At 48.3% G+C, this 21,880-nt stretch carries 20 protein-coding genes; 8 read left to right on the top strand and 12 right to left on the bottom strand.

The genetic code is table 11. The features are described 5' to 3' along the window. Positions 1 to 45 precede the first annotated feature (45 nt). From ccoP to Q0698_RS09210, 5 genes are all read right to left on the bottom strand, one after another. Positions 46 to 939 (bottom strand): cytochrome-c oxidase, cbb3-type subunit III, encoded by an 894-nt coding sequence (ccoP, locus tag Q0698_RS09230; RefSeq protein WP_366140318.1) that lies wholly within the window; start codon positions 937 to 939, stop codon positions 46 to 48. Continuing rightward, on the bottom strand, positions 936 to 1,100 hold the full coding sequence (locus Q0698_RS09225) for a cbb3-type cytochrome c oxidase subunit 3 (protein ID WP_298636034.1): 165 nt from the start codon (positions 1,098 to 1,100) through the stop codon (positions 936 to 938). Before Q0698_RS09225 ends, ccoP begins: the two co-directional genes overlap by 4 nt. A gap of 3 nt (positions 1,101 to 1,103) precedes the next feature. Beyond that, positions 1,104 to 1,712 (bottom strand): cytochrome-c oxidase, cbb3-type subunit II, encoded by a 609-nt coding sequence (gene ccoO, locus Q0698_RS09220; protein WP_121876546.1) that lies wholly within the window; start codon positions 1,710 to 1,712, stop codon positions 1,104 to 1,106. 12 nt (positions 1,713 to 1,724) lie between these two features. Further along, positions 1,725 to 3,170 carry a cytochrome-c oxidase, cbb3-type subunit I gene (gene ccoN / locus Q0698_RS09215; protein ID WP_298636030.1) on the bottom strand — a complete coding sequence of 482 codons (1,446 nt, stop codon included), beginning with the start codon at positions 3,168 to 3,170 and terminating at the stop codon, positions 1,725 to 1,727. 270 nt (positions 3,171 to 3,440) lie between these two features. Beyond that, complete coding sequence (locus Q0698_RS09210) at positions 3,441 to 4,658, bottom strand: argininosuccinate synthase (RefSeq protein ID WP_298636028.1); 1,218 nt, start codon at positions 4,656 to 4,658, stop codon at positions 3,441 to 3,443. Positions 4,659 to 4,860: 202 nt separating this feature from the next. On the opposite strand from Q0698_RS09210, the gene pyrC reads away from it, so the two are divergent. Both pyrC and rnt read left to right on the top strand, forming a co-directional pair. Next, positions 4,861 to 5,889: a dihydroorotase gene (gene pyrC, locus Q0698_RS09205; protein WP_298636025.1), complete on the top strand. Its 1,029-nt coding sequence runs from the start codon at positions 4,861 to 4,863 to the stop codon at positions 5,887 to 5,889. Beyond that, the gene (rnt, locus tag Q0698_RS09200; protein ID WP_298636023.1) at positions 5,890 to 6,528 is read left to right on the top strand and encodes a ribonuclease T; all 639 of its coding nucleotides are present in this window, start codon (positions 5,890 to 5,892) and stop codon (positions 6,526 to 6,528) included. Here the strand turns inward: rnt and Q0698_RS09195 are convergent. The 3 genes from Q0698_RS09195 to grxD all read right to left on the bottom strand — a co-directional run bounded on the left by Q0698_RS09195 (position 6,525) and on the right by grxD (position 8,639). Beyond that, a complete protein-coding gene (locus Q0698_RS09195; RefSeq protein ID WP_298636019.1) occupies positions 6,525 to 7,466 on the bottom strand; it encodes a LysR family transcriptional regulator in 942 nt (313 codons plus the stop codon). The two genes, rnt and Q0698_RS09195, sit on opposite strands and share 4 nt — an antisense overlap. A gap of 103 nt (positions 7,467 to 7,569) precedes the next feature. Further along, positions 7,570 to 8,172 carry a peroxiredoxin gene (locus tag Q0698_RS09190; RefSeq protein WP_298636015.1) on the bottom strand — a complete coding sequence of 201 codons (603 nt, stop codon included), beginning with the start codon at positions 8,170 to 8,172 and terminating at the stop codon, positions 7,570 to 7,572. Positions 8,173 to 8,321: 149 nt separating this feature from the next. Beyond that, positions 8,322 to 8,639, bottom strand: coding sequence for a Grx4 family monothiol glutaredoxin (gene grxD, locus Q0698_RS09185; protein ID WP_298636013.1), 318 nt, complete (start codon positions 8,637 to 8,639; stop codon positions 8,322 to 8,324). Positions 8,640 to 8,719: 80 nt separating this feature from the next. On the opposite strand from grxD, the gene Q0698_RS09180 reads away from it, so the two are divergent. The 3 genes from Q0698_RS09180 to csrA all read left to right on the top strand — a co-directional run bounded on the left by Q0698_RS09180 (position 8,720) and on the right by csrA (position 11,188). Further along, positions 8,720 to 9,904, top strand: a complete 1,185-nt coding sequence (locus tag Q0698_RS09180) for an acetylornithine/succinylornithine family transaminase (RefSeq protein ID WP_298636011.1) — start codon at positions 8,720 to 8,722, stop codon at positions 9,902 to 9,904. A gap of 4 nt (positions 9,905 to 9,908) precedes the next feature. Then, positions 9,909 to 10,898: an ABC transporter ATP-binding protein gene (locus Q0698_RS09175; RefSeq protein WP_298636009.1), complete on the top strand. Its 990-nt coding sequence runs from the start codon at positions 9,909 to 9,911 to the stop codon at positions 10,896 to 10,898. 92 nt (positions 10,899 to 10,990) lie between these two features. Continuing rightward, the gene (gene csrA, locus Q0698_RS09170; RefSeq protein ID WP_298636006.1) at positions 10,991 to 11,188 is read left to right on the top strand and encodes a carbon storage regulator CsrA; all 198 of its coding nucleotides are present in this window, start codon (positions 10,991 to 10,993) and stop codon (positions 11,186 to 11,188) included. A 43-nt stretch (positions 11,189 to 11,231) separates the two neighbouring features. Here the strand turns inward: csrA and Q0698_RS09165 are convergent, their stop codons facing one another. The 3 genes from Q0698_RS09165 to Q0698_RS09155 all read right to left on the bottom strand — a co-directional run bounded on the left by Q0698_RS09165 (position 11,232) and on the right by Q0698_RS09155 (position 13,994). Continuing rightward, the gene (locus tag Q0698_RS09165) at positions 11,232 to 11,576 is read right to left on the bottom strand and encodes a 4a-hydroxytetrahydrobiopterin dehydratase (RefSeq protein ID WP_298636277.1); all 345 of its coding nucleotides are present in this window, start codon (positions 11,574 to 11,576) and stop codon (positions 11,232 to 11,234) included. Positions 11,577 to 11,662: 86 nt separating this feature from the next. Beyond that, positions 11,663 to 13,180, bottom strand: coding sequence for a fumarate hydratase (locus Q0698_RS09160; protein ID WP_298636005.1), 1,518 nt, complete (start codon positions 13,178 to 13,180; stop codon positions 11,663 to 11,665). A 52-nt stretch (positions 13,181 to 13,232) separates the two neighbouring features. Beyond that, on the bottom strand, positions 13,233 to 13,994 hold the full coding sequence (locus tag Q0698_RS09155) for a hypothetical protein (RefSeq protein WP_298636003.1): 762 nt from the start codon (positions 13,992 to 13,994) through the stop codon (positions 13,233 to 13,235). Positions 13,995 to 14,283: 289 nt separating this feature from the next. On the opposite strand from Q0698_RS09155, the gene Q0698_RS09150 reads away from it, so the two are divergent. Further along, the gene (locus Q0698_RS09150) at positions 14,284 to 14,862 is read left to right on the top strand and encodes a Fe-Mn family superoxide dismutase (protein ID WP_298636000.1); all 579 of its coding nucleotides are present in this window, start codon (positions 14,284 to 14,286) and stop codon (positions 14,860 to 14,862) included. A 129-nt stretch (positions 14,863 to 14,991) separates the two neighbouring features. Here the strand turns inward: Q0698_RS09150 and purL are convergent, their stop codons facing one another. Beyond that, entirely contained in the window at positions 14,992 to 18,825 is a 3,834-nt protein-coding gene (gene purL, locus Q0698_RS09145; protein ID WP_298635997.1) for a phosphoribosylformylglycinamidine synthase, read from the bottom strand. Positions 18,826 to 19,090: 265 nt separating this feature from the next. Here purL and Q0698_RS09140 point away from each other — a divergent pair, with 265 nt between their 5' ends. Then, positions 19,091 to 20,551: a transglycosylase SLT domain-containing protein gene (locus tag Q0698_RS09140; RefSeq protein ID WP_298635995.1), complete on the top strand. Its 1,461-nt coding sequence runs from the start codon at positions 19,091 to 19,093 to the stop codon at positions 20,549 to 20,551. A 63-nt stretch (positions 20,552 to 20,614) separates the two neighbouring features. Then, on the top strand, positions 20,615 to 21,874 hold the full coding sequence (locus tag Q0698_RS09135) for an HlyC/CorC family transporter (RefSeq protein ID WP_298635993.1): 1,260 nt from the start codon (positions 20,615 to 20,617) through the stop codon (positions 21,872 to 21,874). The last annotated feature ends 6 nt before the right edge of the window (positions 21,875 to 21,880 follow it).

Below are 21,880 nucleotides of genomic sequence, written 5' to 3'. Positions count from 1 at the left end.
GGTAGCCTTGGCCACCGCTTTTGCACAGAGCCAACGAAGCGCTAGCTAGTCGTTAGATAGCCCGTAAACGTAGGCAGCAAGAAGGTGGATTTGCTCCTCACTAAGACTATGGCCAAACTTAGGCATTACACCGTTACGCCCGCTACGGAGCGTATGCTTAATCATACCCTCTGAACCACCGTACAACCAGATATCATCAGTTAGATTCGGTGCACCTAACATCTGATTACCCTTTGCATCAGCGTTATGACATGCGGCACAGAACATTCCAAACTTCTGCTCACCCGCCGCTACTGCAGCGTCGTTCGTCGAGCGATCTGTAAAGGCGAGAAGGTACTGAGTCACTTCATCAATACCGTCTTCACCTAGCGCCGCGCTCCAAGCCGGCATCGCTGCAACGCGACCGTAGTTAAGTGTAGCGACGATATCATCCGGCTCACCGCCGTATAACCAGTCATTATCCGTAAGATTTGGGAAGCCGAAGTTACCTCTTGCATCTGAACCGTGACAAACAGAACAGTTATTGGCAAATAAGCGACTACCGGTTTGTTGAGCACGCTCATTATCAACTAACTCTTCAACTGAATACTGCATGTATTCCGCTAACACTGCACCATAACGCTCGTCGGCCGCCTGTTGACGCTCTTCGAGCTGGCCAACCTGCGTCCACCCAAATACACCTTTGTAATTACCCATTCCGGGGTAAACAATGAGATAGGCAATACCGAAGATAAATGTGGCAACGAACAGGCCAAACCACCAGCGTGGCATCTCGTTTTCAAGTTCGTAAATGCCGTCAAACTCATGCCCAGTAGTCGGGTCATCAGGATCTTGATTAATCCGTGGGGTCTTGCGATTGGCGAATAAGATCCAAGCTTGGATGACCAAGAAGACACTCGTCAGAATAATGATCCACCAACTCCAAAAACTATCCATCATTTCTTCCCTTCTTCATTCTCTGGTAACTCATCGGCGAACGGTAGGTTCGCCGCCTCGTCAAAGTCACGTTTGCGATTCTTGCTAAATGCCCATGCAAAGATGAGGATCATAGCGAGGAAAGCCAAAACGGTGCCAATTGCCTCTAAAGTACCCGTAGACATAATTTAACGCCTCTCGGTAATTGAAAGTCCAAGACCCTGCAAATAGGCAACTAAGGCGTCAATTTCCGTCTTGCCAGCAACATCCTCTTGAGCTGAAGCAATCTGCTCATCTGTATAGGGCACGCCTAGCGTACGCATTGCTGCTAATTTCTTCGGCGTCAATTCACCCGTAAGCACATTCTCGAACAACCACGGGAATGCAGGCATATTTGACTCAGGAACTACATCACGCGGGTTGTATAAATGCGCGCGATGCCATTCATCTGAGTACTTAGCACCTACTCGAGCCAAATCCGGTCCAGTACGCTTAGATCCCCAAAGAAATGGGAATTCATAAACGTGCTCGCCGGCTACACTGTAGTGGCCGTAACGCTCCACTTCGCCACGCAGCGGACGAATCATCTGGGAGTGACAGGTATTACAACCCTCGCGGATGTAGATATCACGCCCTTCAAGCTGAAGTGCAGTCCAGGGCTTTAACCCCTCAACGGGCGTTGTTGTTTCTTCTTGGAAGAACAATGGCACGATTTGCACCAAGCCACCGAAGCTGATCATGACAGTAACAAGAACTACCATCAGCCCGATATTTTTTTCGATAACTGAATGATTCATTTCTCTAAATCCTTACGCTGCTGCCGACTGAAGAACGGGTCGACCATTATCAGCAGGTGTACCAATCTTAGCGGTTCGATAAACGTTGTAGAGCATGATTAACATACCGGTTAGGAACAGTGCGCCGCCAACGAAGCGAACAAAGTAACCCGGACCACTTGCTACAACCGAATCAACAAAGCTATAGGTCAATGTGCCGTCGTCGTTAAACGCACGCCACATCAGGCCTTGTGTAATACCGTTCACCCACATTGAAGCAATGTAGAGCACCGTACCGATAGTTGCTAACCAGAAGTGGCTGTTAATCAAAGCAACCGAATACATCTCAGTACGACTGTAAAGGCGCGGAATCAGGTGATAAAGCGCACCAATTGAAACCATGGCTACCCAACCGAGTGCACCCGAGTGAACATGGCCGATTGTCCAGTCCGTGTAATGAGATAGTGCGTTAACCGTTTTAATGGCCATCATCGGGCCTTCGAACGTTGACATACCGTAGAATGACAGCGATACCACTAGGAAGCGAAGGGTTGGATCCGTACGAAGCTTGTGCCAGGCACCGGACAGTGTCATCACACCGTTAATCATACCGCCCCAGCTAGGCGCAAGTAGAATTAGCGACATCACCATCCCAAGCGACTGAGCCCAATCTGGAAGCGCTGTGTAGTGAAGATGGTGTGGACCCGCCCAAATATAAATACCAACTAACGCCCAAAAGTGCACAACGGACAGACGATAGGAGAATACTGGACGCTCTGCCTGCTTCGGAACGAAGTAATACATAATCCCTAGGAAGCCAGCAGTCAGGAAGAAGCCTACTGCGTTATGACCGTACCACCACTGAATCATCGCGTCGGTTGCGCCGCTATAAATGGAATAGGATTTGAAGAGCGAGACCGGCAATTCAAGGTTATTCACGATATGTAGGACAGCAACAGTTAAAATGAAGCCACCGAAGAACCAGTTGGCCACATAAATATGCGTGACTTTTCGCTTTACAATCGTGCCAAAGAAGACGATGGCATAAGCAACCCAAACAATCGCGATGAGAATATCGATTGGCCACTCAAGCTCTGCATACTCTTTCGATGATGTGAAGCCCATGGGTAATGTAATCGCGGCAGCGATGATAACCAGCTGCCAACCCCAAAATACAAACCACGCCAACTTCTCAGCAAACAACTTAACTTGGCTAGTTCGTTGAACAACATACAAAGACGTTGCCATCAACGCACAACCACCAAATGCAAAAATCACCGCATTGGTATGAAGTGGACGAAGACGACCAAAGTGGAAATAAGGTCCAGCGTTTAATTCAGGCCAATACAGCTGTGCTGCAATCAACACCCCTACTGCCATCCCAACGATACCCCAGACCACCGTCATGATGGAGAAGTAGCGTACAATCTTAAAGCTGTAGTCTACCGCGAGGTTCGATGTTGCTTGAGAAGTACTCATAAAATTTATCCGATCTCAGTAACATTTTGATTAGTTGAAAAACCCTAGAGGTTTTCCGTAATTTCCATCTTAAATAGTAGAAGATAAATCGAATTTAGCCTCCACTAAATAACCACAATATTTATATGGTTTAATTCAAATCCATAATGCCATAAATAGCATGCAAAAAAAATGCCTTTAGTGACACGAAGTAAAAAAATTTATCTAGCAACCAAAGAAACGAAAAAGCCCAGCATGGCTGGGCTTCCAATGATTAAAAAATCAACAAAATTAACTGTTCGATCGGCCCTTTGCAGCGCTAATCTTTAAGCGCAATGCATTCAGTTTAATAAACCCTTCAGCGTCCTTTTGATCATAGGCCCCTTCGTCCGCTTCAAACGTCGCTATTTTCTCATCAAACAGTGACTGCTCGCTGCGACGCCCCACTACGGCAACAGTACCTTTATAAAGCTTCAAACGAACATCACCATTCACATACTGCTGAGTTGAATCGATGGCTGCCTGAAGTGCTTCGCGCTCTGGCGACCACCAGTAACCGTTGTAGATGAGCTTCGCATAGCGTGGCATCAACTCATCCTTTAGGTGGGCCGCTTCGCGATCTAATGTTAACGATTCAATTGCTCGGTGCGCTTTGAGCATGATGGTCCCCGCCGGTGTTTCATAACACCCTCGTGACTTCATCCCTACGTAGCGGTTTTCAACGATATCAAGGCGGCCAATACCGTTGGCTCCGCCGAGTTCATTCAAACGCTCCATCACGGTCGCTGCGGAACACGCTTCCCCGTCAATCGCAATGACATCACCTTTTTCATAGCTCAGTGTCACGTAGGTTGCTTCATTCGGCGCATTTTCTGGTGCAACGCTCCAACGCCAGATATCTTCTTCAGGCTCCCACCAAGGATCTTCTAAATTACCACCTTCATAGGATATATGCAGAAGGTTAGCATCCATTGAGTAGGGAGACTTTTTACCGCGCTTCATCTCAACTGGAATATTGTGTTCCGCGCAATACTCCATCAGTAGTTCGCGAGAGTTCAAATCCCATTCACGCCATGGAGCAACCACCTTGAGGCCTGGCATCAACGCATACGCCCCGAGTTCAAACCTTACTTGATCGTTGCCTTTGCCCGTCGCGCCATGAGAAATCGCCCCTGCGCCAACCTTTGCGGCAATTTCAACCATACGCTTAGCAATCAACGGTCGTGCAATAGACGTACCTAAAAGGTATTCGCCCTCATAAATTGCATTAGCTCGAAACATCGGGAAAACATAGTCTTTGGCAAACTCTTCACGTAAATCTTCAATGAAGATTTCCTTCACACCTAGAGCCTCAGCTTTTGCACGTGCGGGCTCAACCTCTTCACCCTGACCGATATCGGCAGTAAACGTTACCACTTCATAGTCATAGGTTTCCTGGAGCCATTTAACAATCACAGAGGTGTCTAAACCACCGGAGTATGCTAAAACGATCTTTTGCTTCTCTGACATATTCATACCTAAATAAAATTGACGAGTAATCTGGACAATTTAGCGTCAAGATTGAAATAAAGCGAATGAAAAATAGCTGAGGTTACTATAACCATAAGTTGCAAGTCGGCATCTGAGCATTTTTTGATGCGTGGAATTAATAATGAACATCTTCATGGCAATACGCTAAAATACTGCCAAACAAACTACGGAGCTTGCTCGAATGGAACTTACTATTACCCGCCCGGATGATTGGCACCTTCATTTTCGTGATCACGAGGCTTTGGCACTAACTGTTCCGGACAGTGCGCGATATATGGCACGTGCTATCGTAATGCCAAATTTAACTCCTCCGGTGGTAAATGCTGAACAGGCACAAGCTTACTTTGCGCGTATTATTGACGCTACACCAGCTCACAATCATTTTAAGCCGCTGATGGTGCTTTATTTAACCAACGCGACCACGGTACAGGATATTATTGATGCCAAGGATAGCGGCGTAGTCGTTGCGGCCAAGCTCTATCCCGCCGGCGCCACCACCAATTCAGACTCCGGCGTGACTGACATTAAGGCCATGTATCCGGTATTCGAAGAAATGGCCAAGCAAGGCCTTCGCCTATTGGTCCATGGCGAAGTCACCCATGCTGATATCGATATCTTTGATAGAGAAAGCGAGTTTCTAAAAACCTACTTAGCCGATATTGTTGCTACCTTCCCAACACTTAAGGTAGTGCTTGAACATATCACTACTGAAGAGTCGGTAAACTTTGTAGAACAGGGGCCGGATAACTTAGCGGCAACCATCACAGCACATCACCTACTCTATAACCGTAATGACATGCTAGCCGGAGGTATTCGACCGCACCTCTATTGCCTACCCATCCTTAAGCGTAACACCCACCAGAGAGCTTTGCTCCGCGCAGCCACGAGTGGCAACCCAAAATTCTTCTTGGGAACGGATAGCGCTCCGCACGCAAAGGGCGCCAAGGAAGCTGCCTGTGGCTGTGCAGGATCATATACCAGCTTTGCAGCGATTGAACTCTACGCTATGGCGTTTGAGCGTGAAGGCGCGCTGGACAAGCTCGAAGCTTTCGCTAGTCACTTTGGGCCCGATTATTACGGTATGCCGCGAAACAGCGACACGATTACCTTAACGAAGAGGTCCTGGACTGCTCCAGCGTCACTCCATTTCGGGGACAGTGAGTTGGTGCCACTCATGGCGAACGAAGAAATTGAATGGAGCGTCAGCTAAATGGCCATCGCAGACCGATTTCGCGGATTTCTCCCGGTGGTCATGGATCTTGAAACTGGGGGCTTTGAGGCCTCCACCGACGCTATTTTAGAAATGGCGTTAGTCACGCTTAAGATGGAAGACGGACAGTTAGTCCGTGATAAATCCTACGAGTATCATATTAAGCCGTTCGCCGGCGGCCGACTTGACCCTAAGGCACTGGAATTTACGGGGATTGATGTCACCGACCCAAACCGTGAAGCGATCCGGGAAATTGAGGCATTTAAAGCAGCCTTTGAGATAATTCGCCAAGATGTTAAAGCAAAGGGATGTAACCGCGCGGTGCTAGTCGCCCACAACGCTCACTTTGACCTAGGGTTTATTAACCAAGCCATTTCACGCAATAACATCAAGCGTTCACCGCTACACCCGTTCTCTTGTATGGATACGGCAACCTTAGCTGGCTTAGCCTACGGCCATACGGTACTGGCAAAGGCGTGCAAATTATCGGGAATGGAGTTTGATGGCAAACTTGCGCACAGTGCCCTCTATGACACCGAAAAGACAGCCGAACTATTTTGCCGAATTGTTAACCGCTGGCATGAACTAGGTGGCTGGCCACTACCAACCATTGACGAAGTAAGCACAGCGGAGGCTTAGACCTCTGCTGCAATCATATCCGCATAGGTTGCTTTCAAAAAGTCACTCAACCACTGCATCTCGGCGCTATAACGTCTATCTGGCGCCATATACAACCAAAACTTAAGCTCTGGCACCACTAAGCCTGGTGGCATGCCAACATTAACAATGTCATTCAGGTTTGAACCGGGTAACTGCATTAAATCCACGCCGGAATAAACGCAATCAGTCCGACGGATAATCTCAACGATCGAGCCTACGTCCGGGGTATCGTAAACCACTTTGCGGCGGAGATTCTGTGCCGCAAGCCACTCGTCAACAAGACCTCCCGTATAGCGAGTCATCGCAGGCACGAGATATCTAACATGCGGATAGCTCAAAAAGTTATCCATCGTAATTTCAGAAGTCGTTAGCGGGTGCCCCTTCTTTACCAACGTAGCGAACGGCACCGGACCAAGTGCTTCCCCAGCAGTGGGACGTGCGCCAATTCGCGGAGGAAAAGCGATAATCATATCCAACTCGCCCTGATCCATTCGCCGCCAACTATTATCCGTAACACCTTCCGAAATGACGCGAATACCTGGCGCTGCACGTTGTAATCGCGCGAGAAATTCAGGCATAAGCTGTTGACCTAAATACGACAGTACCGCAAGGCGCAATTCGAGATCTGCAGTACTGGGATCAAAAGATCTTAGATCAACAAAATCTTCAATAGACTGCAATAGTTGGGGCAGTTCCTTAGATAGGTTTGCGGCGAGTGGCGTAAGCTGCATCTTGGTACCAACGCGCATTAACAAAGTATCGTCAAAGAGTTCACGGAGGTTGGCCAAGGTTTTAGACATGGCCGACTGGGTAACGAACAGCTGTTTAGCCGCTTGGCTAACTGAGCAGGTTGTCAGTAACACCTGAAGTGCAACGAGCTGGTTGAGGTTAATTCGAGATAACTCTACGCGTTTCATACTTTACTCATTGATATTTTTGCCAATCATAGCCTACTGGTAACGCTTAACGCAAAAAGGCCTCGCATGAGCGAGGCCTTTTTGCGTTGATTCAGACAGAACTTTATAGTTTGTCAGAATTACCCGCTAGGAATGCCGCTACACCTGTTGGCGACGCATCCATACCTTCATCACCTTCAGTCCAACCCGCTGGGCAAACTTCACCGTGCTCTTCGTGGAATGCTAAAGCGTCAACAAGGCGGATAAGCTCATCCATGTTACGACCAAGCGGAAGGTCATTAATAATCTGCGAACGAACGACGCCGTGCTTGTCGATTAGGAACGCGCCGCGGAATGCCATGCCGCCTTCAGACTCTACGTCGTAGTCTTTCGCAATCTGGTGAGTCATGTCTGCGGCTAGTGTATAGCGAACCTGACCAATACCACCCTGATCGATTGGGGTGTTACGCCATGCATTGTGAGTGAAGTGTGAATCGATTGATACACCAACAACTTCTACGCCTTTCGCAGTGAACTGATCCATACGGTGATCAAGCGCGATTAGCTCTGAAGGGCATACGAAAGTGAAGTCTAATGGGTAGAAAAATACTAGACCGTACTTACCTTTGATTGCTTCAGAAAGTGTAAAAGAATCTACGATTTCGCCGTTGCCAAGTACCGCTGGTACGGTGAAATCTGGTGCTTGCTTACCTACTAAAACTGCCATGAAAAAGCCTCCATTGGAAAAATGATACAACTCACTTTGAGTTGCTTGATAACTTGAGAGCTATTCTCTCTCAGAAAATACCATAGCGATATTAAAATAAAACTATGATCAGCTATAGCAAATAACTATCAACCAATCACCGGTGTTAACTACTCTGCCGTTGCTGTGTCCAACAAAGTTTTTAATTCACCGCTGTCCGCCATTTCAGCAACGATGTCGCAACCGCCAACGAGTTCGCCGTTTACCCAAAGTTGAGGGAAAGTCGGCCAATTAGCAAAACCAGGCAAAGTCTGACGAATTTCTGGATGCGATAAAATATCAACATAGGCGAAACGCTGCCCGCACGCCATGACATTTTGAACAGTTCTTGCAGAAAAACCACACTGAGGAGCCGTTGGCGAGCCCTTCATGTATAAAAGAATGTTATTGGTGCTAATCTGATCTTTGATGGTATCTAATATATCCATTGTTACAACGTCCAGTTAAAATGCGATGAGCTATTTTAGCCCGTTTTTATCCCAGTGTGTACCAACAAAGAGGCAACTAAGTGATAACCACAGAGAATTCTCCTATCATCCAATCGGCCGCTGTCGCGAATTCCTATGGTCGCCCGAGCCTAAAGTTCGTGAGTGCTGATGGCATCCGCTTAACCGATGCTGAGGGGAAACGATGGTTTGATGCGCTCTGTGGGATCGGTGTCGCTAACTTAGGCCATTGCAATCCCCAAGTTAATGATGCGATTTACAAGCAAATGCAAACGCTTGACCATATCTCCAATCTCTATGCAAGCGAAGCACAAAACCGCGCGGCGGAAATGCTCTGTAATGCCGCCAATATGGAAGAGGTCTTCTTTTGTAACTCCGGTACGGAAGCCAACGAGGCCGCTATTAAGCTGGCACGTATTCACGGAATGAACAAGCGCGGCAGCGCTGGTCGAATCATTTGTTTTAGCGGCGCATTCCACGGTCGCTCCTTGGGTGCATTATCAGCTACCGCCAAGGAGGCTATCCGAGCACCCTTCTACCCGCTCCTCGCCAATATCGAGCACTTATCATTCGGCGACATCAACGCGGTTCGCGCGGCATTAGTATCCGCCGATGAGTACGACGCTATTTTACTGGAGCCTATTCAGGGGGAAGCTGGCGTAATTTGCCCACCCAATACATTCATTCCCGAATTGGCAGCGCTTTGTGCCAAGCACAATTTGCTATTGATGGTAGATGAAGTGCAATCGGGTAATGGTCGAACAGGGAAATACTTTGCCTTCCAACACAGCGGCATACAACCCGATGTTGTGACGACGGCCAAAGGACTGGCTAATGGTTTTCCCGCTGGCGCCACACTATTAGGCGGTAAGGCTACCGGTTTATTCACCCCTGGAACGCACGGCTCCACCTACGGAGGCAACCCTATGGCTTGTGCCGCCATCGAAAGCGTTTACAGTGTTTTGAGTGAGCCTGGGTTCTTAGAAGGCGTAACAGAGTTGTCGAGGCACTTTCAAGCTCAGTTAGCTAAGTATCTCGGCTCGCGGCTAGAACGAATTGATGGCTTAGGTTTAATGCTTGGCCTCCAGTTGAGCGACGGTATTGAGAATCTTGCTCAGCGTATGCTCGACCAAGGTATCCTCGTCAATGTCATCAACGCTGAACGAATCCGCTTACTTCCCCCATTGATCATGACTCACGAAGAAGCTACGGAACTTGCAGTAGCTATTGGACAAGCTTTAGACTGAGAGAATGATTGAACTAAACAGCATAACCAAGCGCTACGAATCTCTGAAGGTTTTAGAGCAAATAAATCTGACTATTGATTCAGGCGAGATTCTCGCGCTTGTCGGCTCAAGCGGGAGTGGCAAGAGCACGCTTTTGCGAGTCATCGCCGGGCTTTGTGAAATCGATTCTGGCTCAGTGTCGATTGATAATCAGATAGTCCTAGATAAGCAGGTGAACGTGCGGCCTGAAGTAAGAAAGGTAGGTTTGATTTTTCAGGACCATGCGCTATTCCCCCATTTGAATGTCTTCCATAATATTGACTTTAGCGGCGTTAGCTCTCCTCGAGAAATCGAAAGCTTGGCACAGCAGTTACAAATCCAAGATCTACTCGAACGATTCCCCCATGAGCTTAGTGGCGGTCAGCAGCAGCGCGTTGCTATTGCGCGTAGCATTGCTGCAAAACCTCGTGTTTTACTCTTTGACGAGCCCTTCGCAAGCCTTGATGAGTCACTTAAACACAGTCTGCTGAGCGAACTTCAACAGCTGATCAAAGCTCGGCACATGACCGCAATTTTCGTTACTCATAACCATAGAGAAGCTTTTGCTTTAGCAGATAGAGTAGCCTTCTTACATCAGGGGTCCTTAGCTCAAGTAGACAGCCCTGAAAACATATTTATGCTACCCGCCACCGAGGCTTGTGCTGAATTCTTTTCGCTTGGCTACTGGTTTACTGAAGCTGAGTTAATGAAGCTGTGCACTGAGTCTCACCCAGCAGGACGTTATTTTGTGCGCCCTGACTCGCTAAACCTATCTGCTGAGATCGAAAACACGAACGAGTTCACTGCAGCGAAGATTAAAAGCAAAATCTATCTAGCACCTGGTTTTCAATATGAAATCGAGTTGAAGAAGTTGGGCGTTTCTAGCTTGCGGGTTAACAGCCCTGAGAATTTAAAGATTGGACAAACCGCTACTGTTTCTCTAGTTTCGCAAAAAGTATTACCGTTTATCGACTAATCATTGCGTTCATCCGTAATATTTGATTAACTGCACGAGCTCGTAGAGCAGGCCATCAGGCCTTGATCACTTAATAATAAATCGGAATTACTATGCTAATCATTAGTCGCCGCTGTGGCGAATCCTTCATCATTGGTGACGACGTTAAAATCACTGTGCTTAGTGTTAAGGGCAACCAAATACGCATTGGGATTGATGCCCCGAAAGAGACTACAATTCTACGAGAAGAGGTCGCTGATCGCAGAAGATCTCCAATGTCTGAAACAGAAGAAGCCAGTTCAAATTCTTAATGAACTGGCCTCAAATCTTCAGTACTTTAGTCAGCGTATCGATCTAACCTTCGGATAATACTGCATCAGTTCGCGCAGCCATGATGAAATCATTTCGGTGAAGACCACCCATTTCATGACTCCACCAGGTCACCGTGACTTTTCCCCATTCAGTCAATAAAGCTGGGTGATGTCCTACTTCCTCTGCAATCTCACCTACTCGATTAGTAAATGCTAAGGCCTGCTTGAAGTTGCGAAATTTATACACCCGTTCGAGCTGCATGACTCCGTCACGAACCTCTGGGGTCCATTCTGGAATCTCGCCGATAAGCGAAGCTAACTCTTCATCGCTAACTTGTGGAGCGTCTGCTCGACAGGCTTCGCACTGTTGTTCTGCTAATGACATAATTCATTCTCCTACAAAAGTGTCTATAGTTTGCACCGAAGACATCTCTCATGTCCAGTAGTTACAAGTGTAACTACTTGTGTTCCTCATTATTTATTATTGAGCGCGGTCTGATTAATTTTTTCTGCCCAAATTTTTGGCCCAGTTTCGTGCACCGATTCACCATTAACGTCTACGGCAACGGTCACTGGCATGTCCTCAACTTCGAACTCGTAAATAGCTTCCATACCGAGTTCAGGAAAACCAACTACTGTTGATTTCTTAACAGCCTGTGAGACCAAATAGGCCGACCCACCAACCGCCATTAGATACACCGCTTTGTGACGCTTAATTGTCTCGATAGCAACGGGACCACGTTCCGCTTTACCAACCATGCCTATCAGTCCGGTCTCTTCAAGCATCGTGTCGGTGAATTTATCCATCCGCGTAGCCGTAGTGGGTCCCGCTGGGCCAACTACCTCGTCGCGGACTGGATCTACGGGTCCCACGTAATAAATGAAACGGCCACGCATATCCACTGGGAGTTCCTCTCCGCGCGCGAGCATATCTACCATCTTCTTATGAGCCGCATCACGGCCTGTCAGAAGTTTACCTGAGAGTAAGACCGTCTCACCCGGCTCCCACGTTAGTAAATCTTCAGGTTTAACCGTATCAAGATTCACCCGTCGAACCGATTCACCTAGCTCCCAAGAAATCTCCGGCCAGTCTTCCAGTTTTGGCGCTTTAAGCTCAGCCGGACCGCTGCCATCAAGCGTGAAGTGGGTATGACGCGTTGCCGCACAGTTAGGAATGATGGCTACTGCTTTGTTCGCTGCATGAGTTGGATAATCGCTAACTTTGACATCCAAAACCGTAGTCAGCCCGCCCAATCCCTGTGCACCAATTCCCAGTTTATTGACCTTATCAAACAGCTCAAGGCGAAGTTCTTCGGCACGTGTTGAGGCGCCCTTTTCCTGGAGTTCATGAATATCGATACTCCCCATCAAAGATTCTTTTGCCAGCATCATGGCCTTCTCAGCAGTACCGCCGATACCAATTCCAAGCATCCCCGGCGGGCACCAACCTGCTCCCATTCGAGGAACCATATCCAACACCCAATCTACAACCGAATCCGACGGATTAAGCATCGCGAATTTGGTCTTGGCTTCGGAGCCACCGCCTTTCGCAGCAACATCGATCTCAACCTTATCGCCTGCGACGATCTCATAGTGAACAACGGCCGGAGTGTTATCCCCGGTATTCTTGCGAGCGCCGTCAGGATCAGCTAGCACTGAAGCACGCAACACGTTATCGGGATGTGCGTAGGCTCTACGAACGCCTTCATTGACCATATCGGTAACAGTCATTTCAGCATCCCACTGAACCTTCATTCCGACACGGACGAAAACGTTCACAATACCTGTATCCTGACAGATGGGGCGACGCCCCATGGCACACATCCGCGAGTTAATCAGAATCTGGGCCATGGCATCCTTTGCAGCCTTTGACTCTTCTCTCTCGTAGGCTTCATTGACCGCATCAATGAAATCCTTAGGATGATAATAGGAAATGTACTGTAATGCGCTTTCGATGCTCTCGATAAAATCGTCTTGACGGATAATCGTCACTGCTTACTCCTTAAGTAACTCGACTATTCACTAAATCAATACAAAGTGTAGCTTATTGGCCCACTGGAATTTGATTGCGAAGTTCATTCAGTTGTCTATTTACCGTTTGACGGTAGGCATCAAACCCCGTTGCTAATGCTTCGGTTTGTTCAATACGACGGCTCAATTCAGTGTTTGCTAGCGCATTCTGGCGCTCTAAGTCTGCAATACGATCCGATAATTGCTGCATACTAGTTTGCTGTTCTTGAATAACTTCACCTAATAAGAGTGCTCGCTGGTTAGCTTCATTAACCAAAACGTCCTTGCTAGCCAACTCGGATTGAAGACGCTCCACGGCTGAACCACTCTCACCTGCACTGCGTGCCGCTTGCTGAACCTGAGACGAAGTAGACGCGAGTGACGTCTCAAGTCGGACAATGGCCGTTGTGTTTGATGCAATAGCAGTACGGTTACGATCATAGGCAACCCCCCAAAGCTTGCGTATCTCGGAAGTAGCGAACTGATGAGCTTCCTCCGCCTCCTCGTTAAACGCCGTGGTCTCAACCGTTAAGCTTTGCATACCCAATGATAGTTCCGCTATCTGAGCTTGAAGCGCTTTATTCTGCAAAGACTGTTGGTAGAAAAAATAACTTGAAACTGCGGCAATGATTATCGCAGGCACTATGGAGATTACGGCAAACTTAGCCATTGAAACGCTGCCAACGGTTGCCGGTTTCGAGGTCGGCGCTTGTGTGCTACTCGACGCGGGACGTTTAATGGCGGAACGCTGGGGCTTAGCTTGCCCCGAACGAATATCATCTTTATCTAATTTCATACTCGGAACCACTATTGGTTCATCAATATTGCGATTTGACATTGTTATTATCACCCTGTAACGACATCGTCTTAATGTACGGCAATTTTACCCTCTTTAACGCCTGCGAACCAAGCGATTGCACACACTCTTGTGGAAATTCATTAACCCAAACCAGCAATCCGGGAAATTACCCTAGTAGATACCGTAGAAAACCACTAGATTGACGCGCGGCCAGTGCCATTTTGCTTCACTTTGTTCTACAATCGCGGAAACATTTTATTCAATAAATACTGCAAGGAGTCGCCACATGTCACATGTACTTCCAGAATTACCGTACGCAATGGATGCGCTTGAGCCACATATCTCAAAGGAAACCCTTGAGTTTCACTATGGCAAGCACCATGCAACTTACGTCACTAAGCTAAATGGCCTCATCGATGGCACCGATTTCGCGGGCAAAGACCTTGAAACTATTGTTAAAAGCTCTTCTGCGGGCGTATTCAACAACGCTGCACAAATTTGGAATCATACTTTCTACTGGAACAGCATGAGCCCAAATGGCGGCGGCGAGCCTACTGGCGCCCTTGCTGATGCTATCAGCGCTAAATGGGGTTCTTTCGAAGACTTCAAAGTCGCTTTCAACGATATGGCTGTTAACAACTTCGGTTCATCTTGGACTTGGTTGGTCAAGAACACTGATGGTTCACTTGAGATCGTCAACACGAGTAACGCAGCAACGCCGATTACTGGCGACGCTAAGCCGTTGTTCACTGTCGATCTTTGGGAACACGCCTACTACATTGACTTCCGCAATGTTCGCCCTAACTACCTGGCAGCGTTCTGGTCATTGATCAACTGGGAATTTGCTAGCGCAAACTTTGCTTAATCGCCAGTTGTAGAGCACTTCGCTCTAATAAAAAAGCCGCTCAACATTCGTTGCGCGGCTTTTTTTTTACTCCAACAAATATCGCCGTTGGAAGGCAGCCATTCACTCTAAAGTAAATGGCGAACAACGCTAACCCACGAACTTACGCGCATTTAAGAACATCTTCATCCACGCGCCATTTTCCTCCCAGCCAGCAGGTTTATGAGAGTTAGTGATGGTGCGGAATACACGTTCCGGATGCGGCATCATAATTGTTGCACGACCGTCCAATGATGTGACCCCCGTCACCCCCTCAGGCGAGCCATTAGGGTTTAGTGGGTACTGCTGTGTCGCCGCGTCATTATCGTCAATATACTGAAGACTTCGAGTAACATTCTGCAACGCTACTGGCGATGCAAATTTAGCCTGTCCCTCACCGTGAGCAACGGCAACTGGGATACGAGACCCGGCCATACCGTTCAACAGCACACTTGGCGAGTCCATCACTTCAACCATGGCTACTCGTGCCTCAAACTGTTCACTCGCGTTACGATGGAAGGTAGGCCAGTGTGCGGACCCCGGAATCAATTCCTGTAACTGCGCCATCATCTGACAACCGTTACAGACACCCAGCGAGAAGGTTTGCTGATTTTGGAAGAATGCACTGAACTCATCATAGGCTCGCGGATTATTCAAAATAGTGCTTGCCCAACCACGCCCCGCTCCTAATACATCTCCGTACGAGAAACCACCACACGCGGCCAGCCCCGACATGTCAGCCAAGCTCAAACGCCCGGAGAGAATATCAGACATATGCACATCCACAGCTTGGAACCCTGCTCGGTCAAACGCCGCTGCCATTTCATTCTGACCATTCACACCCTGTTCACGTAGAATTGCGACTTTGGGCTTATTCGTTCCAATCACTGCTGGTGCTGCAAGCTCCGAAAGATCGAAACTTAGTTCAGCACGAATCCCACGAGATGGATGCTTAAGCGCTTCAAACTCGGTCGTAGCGCACTCCGGGTTATCACGAAGCGCCTGCATCCGATAGGAGGTCTCGGCCCAAATGGTTTGCCATTCGTACAGTGAGACTTTAGTTACGACATCTCCCTGATGACACAACTCAAGCTGATCATCTGCGCGCGTTGTACCCAACACCACCAGCAAGTCGGTAGCGTCAGCCTGCTCTATCAGTGCTAACACTTTAGGAAGGTCCGCAGTGGCTACTTCCAATACCGCACCCGCCTCCTCACTAAACAATCCCGCCAGCAAGTCATCAGCGTCGATGTTTACGGACCAACCTAAGCGGCCAGCAAAGGCCATTTCTGCAAGGGTCGTCAATACACCACCGTCAGATCGGTCATGATAACTGCGAAGTAAGCCAGCTTTTAACAGCGCTTGGACACTATTAAATAAGGCTTTCACGTCAGTACTTGCGACATCGGGGACGATATCGCCCACCTGATTAAAGACCTGTGCCAACGCAGAAGCCGCTAGGCGATCTTTACCTCGTCCGAGATCGAGTAATAGCAGGGTTGAATCAGCCGCTTGCAATTGCGGCGTCACGGCAGAACGAACATCCTCGACGGGTGTGAAGCCGGAGACGACTAGCGATAACGGCGCTACAACCGCCTTATCCTCATCGCCGTCTTTCCATTGGGTACGCATTGATAAAGAGTCTTTACCAACCGGAACAGTGAGACCCAACTCAGGACAGAACTCCATACCTACCGTCTTTACCGCCTCGAAGAGCGCTTGATCTTCGCGGTTGTGGCCTGCGGCACACATCCAGTTGGCTGAGAGCTTAATATCCGACAACCGTTCAATCGCGGTCCCCGCCAAATTAGTAATAACTTCGGTAATACTTAAACGCGCTGCGGCAGCGCCGCTAATTAGCGCTACCGGCGCACGTTCACCCATCGCCATGGCTTCACCCGCAAAGGTGTTATAGCCTACGGTTGTCATGCCGTAATCCGCGACGGGAACCTGCCAAGGTCCCACCATTTGGTCGCGGACAACCTGACCGGTAATTGAGCGATCGCCAATGGTAATGAGGAATGACTTACTGGCGACTGTTGGCAGGCTGAGAACTCGTTTGATCGCCTCATCTAATGCCACGTTGCTAAAATCAAGCGCCGGCGTAGTGACCTGTTGAGTATTAACATCGCGGTGCAACTTAGGCGTTTTACCGAGCAGTACATCTAGCGGAAGGTCTACCGGAGATTCATTGAAGTGTGAGTCCGTCACCGTTAGATGCCGCTCCTCGATAGCGGTACCCACTGCACTGTACGGGCAACGTTCACGCTCACATATCGCTTCAAAACGTGCCATTCGCTCAGGATGAATCGCCATCACATAACGCTCCTGCGACTCGTTACACCATACCGCCAAAGGTGTCATCCCACGTTCATCCGAGGGTACTTTACGTAACTCAAAGTCACCGCCAACACCTAGATCATCGACTAACTCTGGGAATGCGTTAGATAGACCGCCCGCGCCAACATCGTGGATGAGGGCAATGGGGTTCGCTTCGCCTAACGCACAGCAACGATCGATAACTTCCTGAGCACGACGTTCCATCTCTGGGTTCTGACGTTGCACGGAAGCAAAATCAAGCGCCTCACTTTGTGCCCCGGAGTTGACACTCGACGCAGCACCACCGCCTAGGCCAATTTCCATAGCTGGGCCACCGATAACCACCAACTTCATGCCGGCCTTACCGGACTCCGAAAGAACATGTTCGTCACGAACATTACCGTAGCCACCCGCAATCATGATGGGTTTGTGATAGCCGCGAACTTCGCTATCCAAATCCGTATTTAAACGCTGTTCGTAGGTGCGGAAATAGCCATTAATATTCGGGCGACCAAACTCGTTGTTAAACGCCGCACCGCCAATAGGGCCTTCCTGCATAATTTCGAAAGCCGAGCAGATTCGCTCTGGCTTACCAAAATCGACTTCCCAAGGTTGGTTGAATCCAGGAATACGCAGATTACTGACAGAAAAGCCCGTTAAGCCAACCTTTGGCTTTGAGCCACGACCCACCGCTCCTTCATCTCGAATTTCACCACCTGAACCTGTACCCGCTCCAGGGTGCGGTGCAATAGCTGTTGGATGATTATGCGTCTCAACCTTCATTAGCATGTGCACTGACTCATTACTGTAACCATACTCATTGCTATCAGGTGATACCCACAGGCGATCAACCACAGGCCCTCTCGTTACCGAGGCATTGTCACTATAGGCTGACAACACATTATCACCCGATACTTTGTAGGTATTACGAATCATGGCAAAAAGTGATAACGGTTGATCTACGCCATCGATCGTCCAGCTTGCATTAAATATCTTGTGGCGACAGTGCTCAGAGTTTGCCTGTGCAAACATCATAAGTTCGGTATCTACTGGATCTCGGCCGAGCTCGCTATATTTGGTTAATAAGTACTCAATCTCATCTTCACCTAGCGCTAAACCTAACTCGCGATTCGCCTGCGCCAGAGCAGCTGCGCCATCCGTACCCAGTGTCACTCGCGTAAATGGCTTAGGTTCAGCATGGGAAAACACTTTTGAATAGTCGCTTAGGGAGGGCAGAACCTCCGAAGTCATTGGATCAAAGACTTCAGCTAAAAGGGCTGCAGTAGGTTCAATCACCGCTCCCGCTGCATCGAAGAACTGCCATGCTTCGCCACGCTCAACTCTAGCCAATCCTAATACCCCGCAATTGCGAAGAATATCCGTCGCTTTCGACGACCACGGTGAAATAGTGCCAATTCGTGGCACGATCAAAGCACCTTCAACCTGCCCGCCGGTTACCTGAAGCAGCCGATCAATTGTCGTTTGACTTGCCGCTAGATTATTTCCTTCAAGAAGTAGGACGAAATGAGCAGAGACAGACGCTACGTCCGAGTCTACTTGCTGTAAACGAGAAAGAATTTGCTGATTTCTAAAGTGTGATAAGCAGGACTGAGCAGCTAATAACATCGCGAAAATGATCTCTGTAGATAAAAAGTTAACTCATTGTACTGCATGGCAGCAGATCTGATAGTTCGAGCGTAATTTTCACATTATTCACAACCTTTGACCCTTGAGCCAAATCAACCGAACAGAGCGTATTAGGTAATGATGAGCGAATGAGCCGCTTACTTCGAATCTATTACGGTAGCTGAAACTAACTATGGTAAAGAAAAAAATTACAGCTACCATTGAGTGATCAACTTCTCACACTATACGAGACCTGACGCACACTATGAACTTCAAGTTTCTATTAAAAGTTGTAAGCATTTTGGCCGTTGCCTATTTTTGGACCGACAATTCGGCAGCTATCGAGCGGGCTACTAGCCTAAACTCTCCGCTGCGCTCACCAGTAGTCTCACCGTTACTGAGTTCCATCAACAACGACCACGAGCAAGTCAGCGACGCGATTGTTATTGGCAGTATTAATAAGCGAACTACCTGGTACGCCGACCATAATGAGTTTCGTGGAATTGAGTTCTTTTTAGCTAGTCAGTTCTCGCAGTTTGCCAATCGCCCTATCGAACTTGTGGCGTATCCGAGTCTCGACGAACTGAAGATAGCGTTGCAAAACGGTGATATCGACGTGATTGCCGCGGGCGTCAGCGATCATTGGATCGATACGACAACCTTCATAGCTGGACCAAAATACCGCTCAGTCTCCCCGGTACTCGTCACTAATGTTGATCCGATGAATACTTCAAACCGTTCTTCTTTAGCCCAAAATGGCTTGCCGAACGAAATCGTAGTTATTGACAACGGTTATTCTGAGCACATTGCTCGCCAGCAGTTTCTTACTCAAATCAGGATAGACAGCCACGCCACAATGCCAGCATTGGTTGACGCCGTTAGCACAGGAGAGATCGAAGCAGCCGTCATTGACCTACATTCCTTCCAGCAGGTTTCAATGCTGTATCCCGATCTCCAGGCGCACAAAATAGATGGATTGACCGCCGGCCACTCGTGGTTAACTAGCCACCGAAACCCGACGCTATCTGCGATGATTGAAGAATTCTTTCAAGATCATCTAAATTATTTAGCACTTGATAACATGATGGCGGCGGAGTTACCCAGGATCACCGAATTTTCTCTTGCGGACGCCCGCTCATTTCGATTCTTAATGCGCTCTCGTTTACCAACATTCTACGATACCATTGCGGAGGCTGCCGAAACGGTAGACCTGCCAACAACCCTCTTAGCAGCGGTGGGGTTTCAAGAGTCCCATTGGTCGGCGGACGCGACCAGCCCTACAGGGGTTAAAGGGTTTATGATGTTGACGCAAACTACGGCGGCGGAACTGGGTGTAGAAGATAGAACCAATGCTACCGCTTCTATTCACGGTGGTGCAAAGTATCTCCGTAAGCTCTATGACAATCTCCCTGAACGTATCCCACACGCCGATCGCATAGCCTTTTCGCTAGCGAGTTATAATATGGGACGCTCGCATGTTGAAGATGCGCGGATTCTTGCGCAAACTGCTGGCTTTAACCCCGATAGTTGGGATCACGTAAAGCCATTTGTCATCAAGCTTGAAGACCCAAGTATTTATCCCACGACAGAGCGCGGTTATGCTCGAGGCCGTGAGTGCGCAACCTACGTCGACAATGTTCTGCGCTATCAAGCGCTCCTAAACACCACACCTTATCTTTTAGCGGGCAACATCCAAAGTCACACTCGATACGCTGTAGCACCTTAAATATGGCGTGACAATTGAGCGAAATACGACTAAATTAGGCGTTTTAGACACTGGACCAACTACTTGAACGAGTTATCGGACAGCTTTCTGCTGGCGACCCTTGCAATGCTAATCCTTACTTCGGCCTTTTTTTCGGGTTCCGAAACCGGAATGATGGCACTCAATCCCTACAAGCTAAAGCACCGTGTAAATAGCGGTAACAAAGGCGCAAAGCGAGCAAGCCGCTTACTTGAAAAGCCCGAGAAGCTGATTGGCATTATTCTGATAGGGAATAATCTGGTTAATATTGGCGCGTCTGCCATTGCAACCGTCTTGGCTATGCGCTGGTTTGGTGATGCGGGTGTACTTATCGCAACCGGAGCCTTAACGATTATTATTCTTATTTTCGCGGAGGTGACACCGAAAACCTTGGCCGCTCACCGACCAGAATTGATCGCTATTCCCGCATCCAGTGTTCTTACTCCGCTGCTTGTCATTTTCTCACCCTTAGTTTGGCTAGTAAACCACGCCTCGAAGTTACTACTTCGCATCCTAGGTTTAAAGACATCCGATGGCCAGCGTCATATCCTCAGTACTGATGAATTGAAAACGGTAGTCGAAGAAGGCGGTAAACAAATTTCTCCTACTTACAAGGGAATGCTGCTAAACATCCTCGATCTCGATAAGATGACAGTCGAAGATATTATGGTGCCCCGAAATGAAGTCCAGACTATTGATGCCAATGATAGCTTTGCTGAGATCGAGCGACAAATTTCACAGAGCGAGTACACTCGCATCCCAATCGTAAATGGTGATATCAATGACGTCGTTGGTATTCTTCACCTTCGAAACGCTTTAAACCTATTCAAAAGCAGCGATTCCATTGAAAAGGACCAACTTATTGCGGCCGCCCACGACGCCTACTTCGTGCCGGAAAGTACTCCACTTTCAACCATGTTGGTTAACTTTCAGAAACAACAGCGTCGCATTGGTCTGGTGGTGGATGAATATGGTGATGTTCAGGGCCTAGTCACACTTGAGGATCTTCTTGAGGAGATCGTTGGCCGCTTTACTACTGATACTAAGGATGACGACGATATCGTTGTGATCGCGGACAACAACTTTTCCATTGATGCGACAGCACTCGTTAGGGATGTAAACAAAGCATTGGATTGGGAATTGCCTATTGATGGTCCAAAGACTATGAACGGGCTTATTGTTGAGACGCTTGAGCAAATTCCAGAGGCCCCGGTTGCCATTCGGGTTGGCCATTACATACTGGAAGCCCAGGTAATCGATACGCAGCGTATTAAGACGATTAGCGCGTACCGACTAGAAGATTAATAGTGG

The organism is uncultured Umboniibacter sp. (assembly GCF_947497555.1).
Taxonomy (GTDB): Bacteria; Pseudomonadota; Gammaproteobacteria; order Pseudomonadales; family DSM-25080; genus Umboniibacter.
This window is presented reverse-complemented; position numbering and strand designations above follow the sequence as displayed.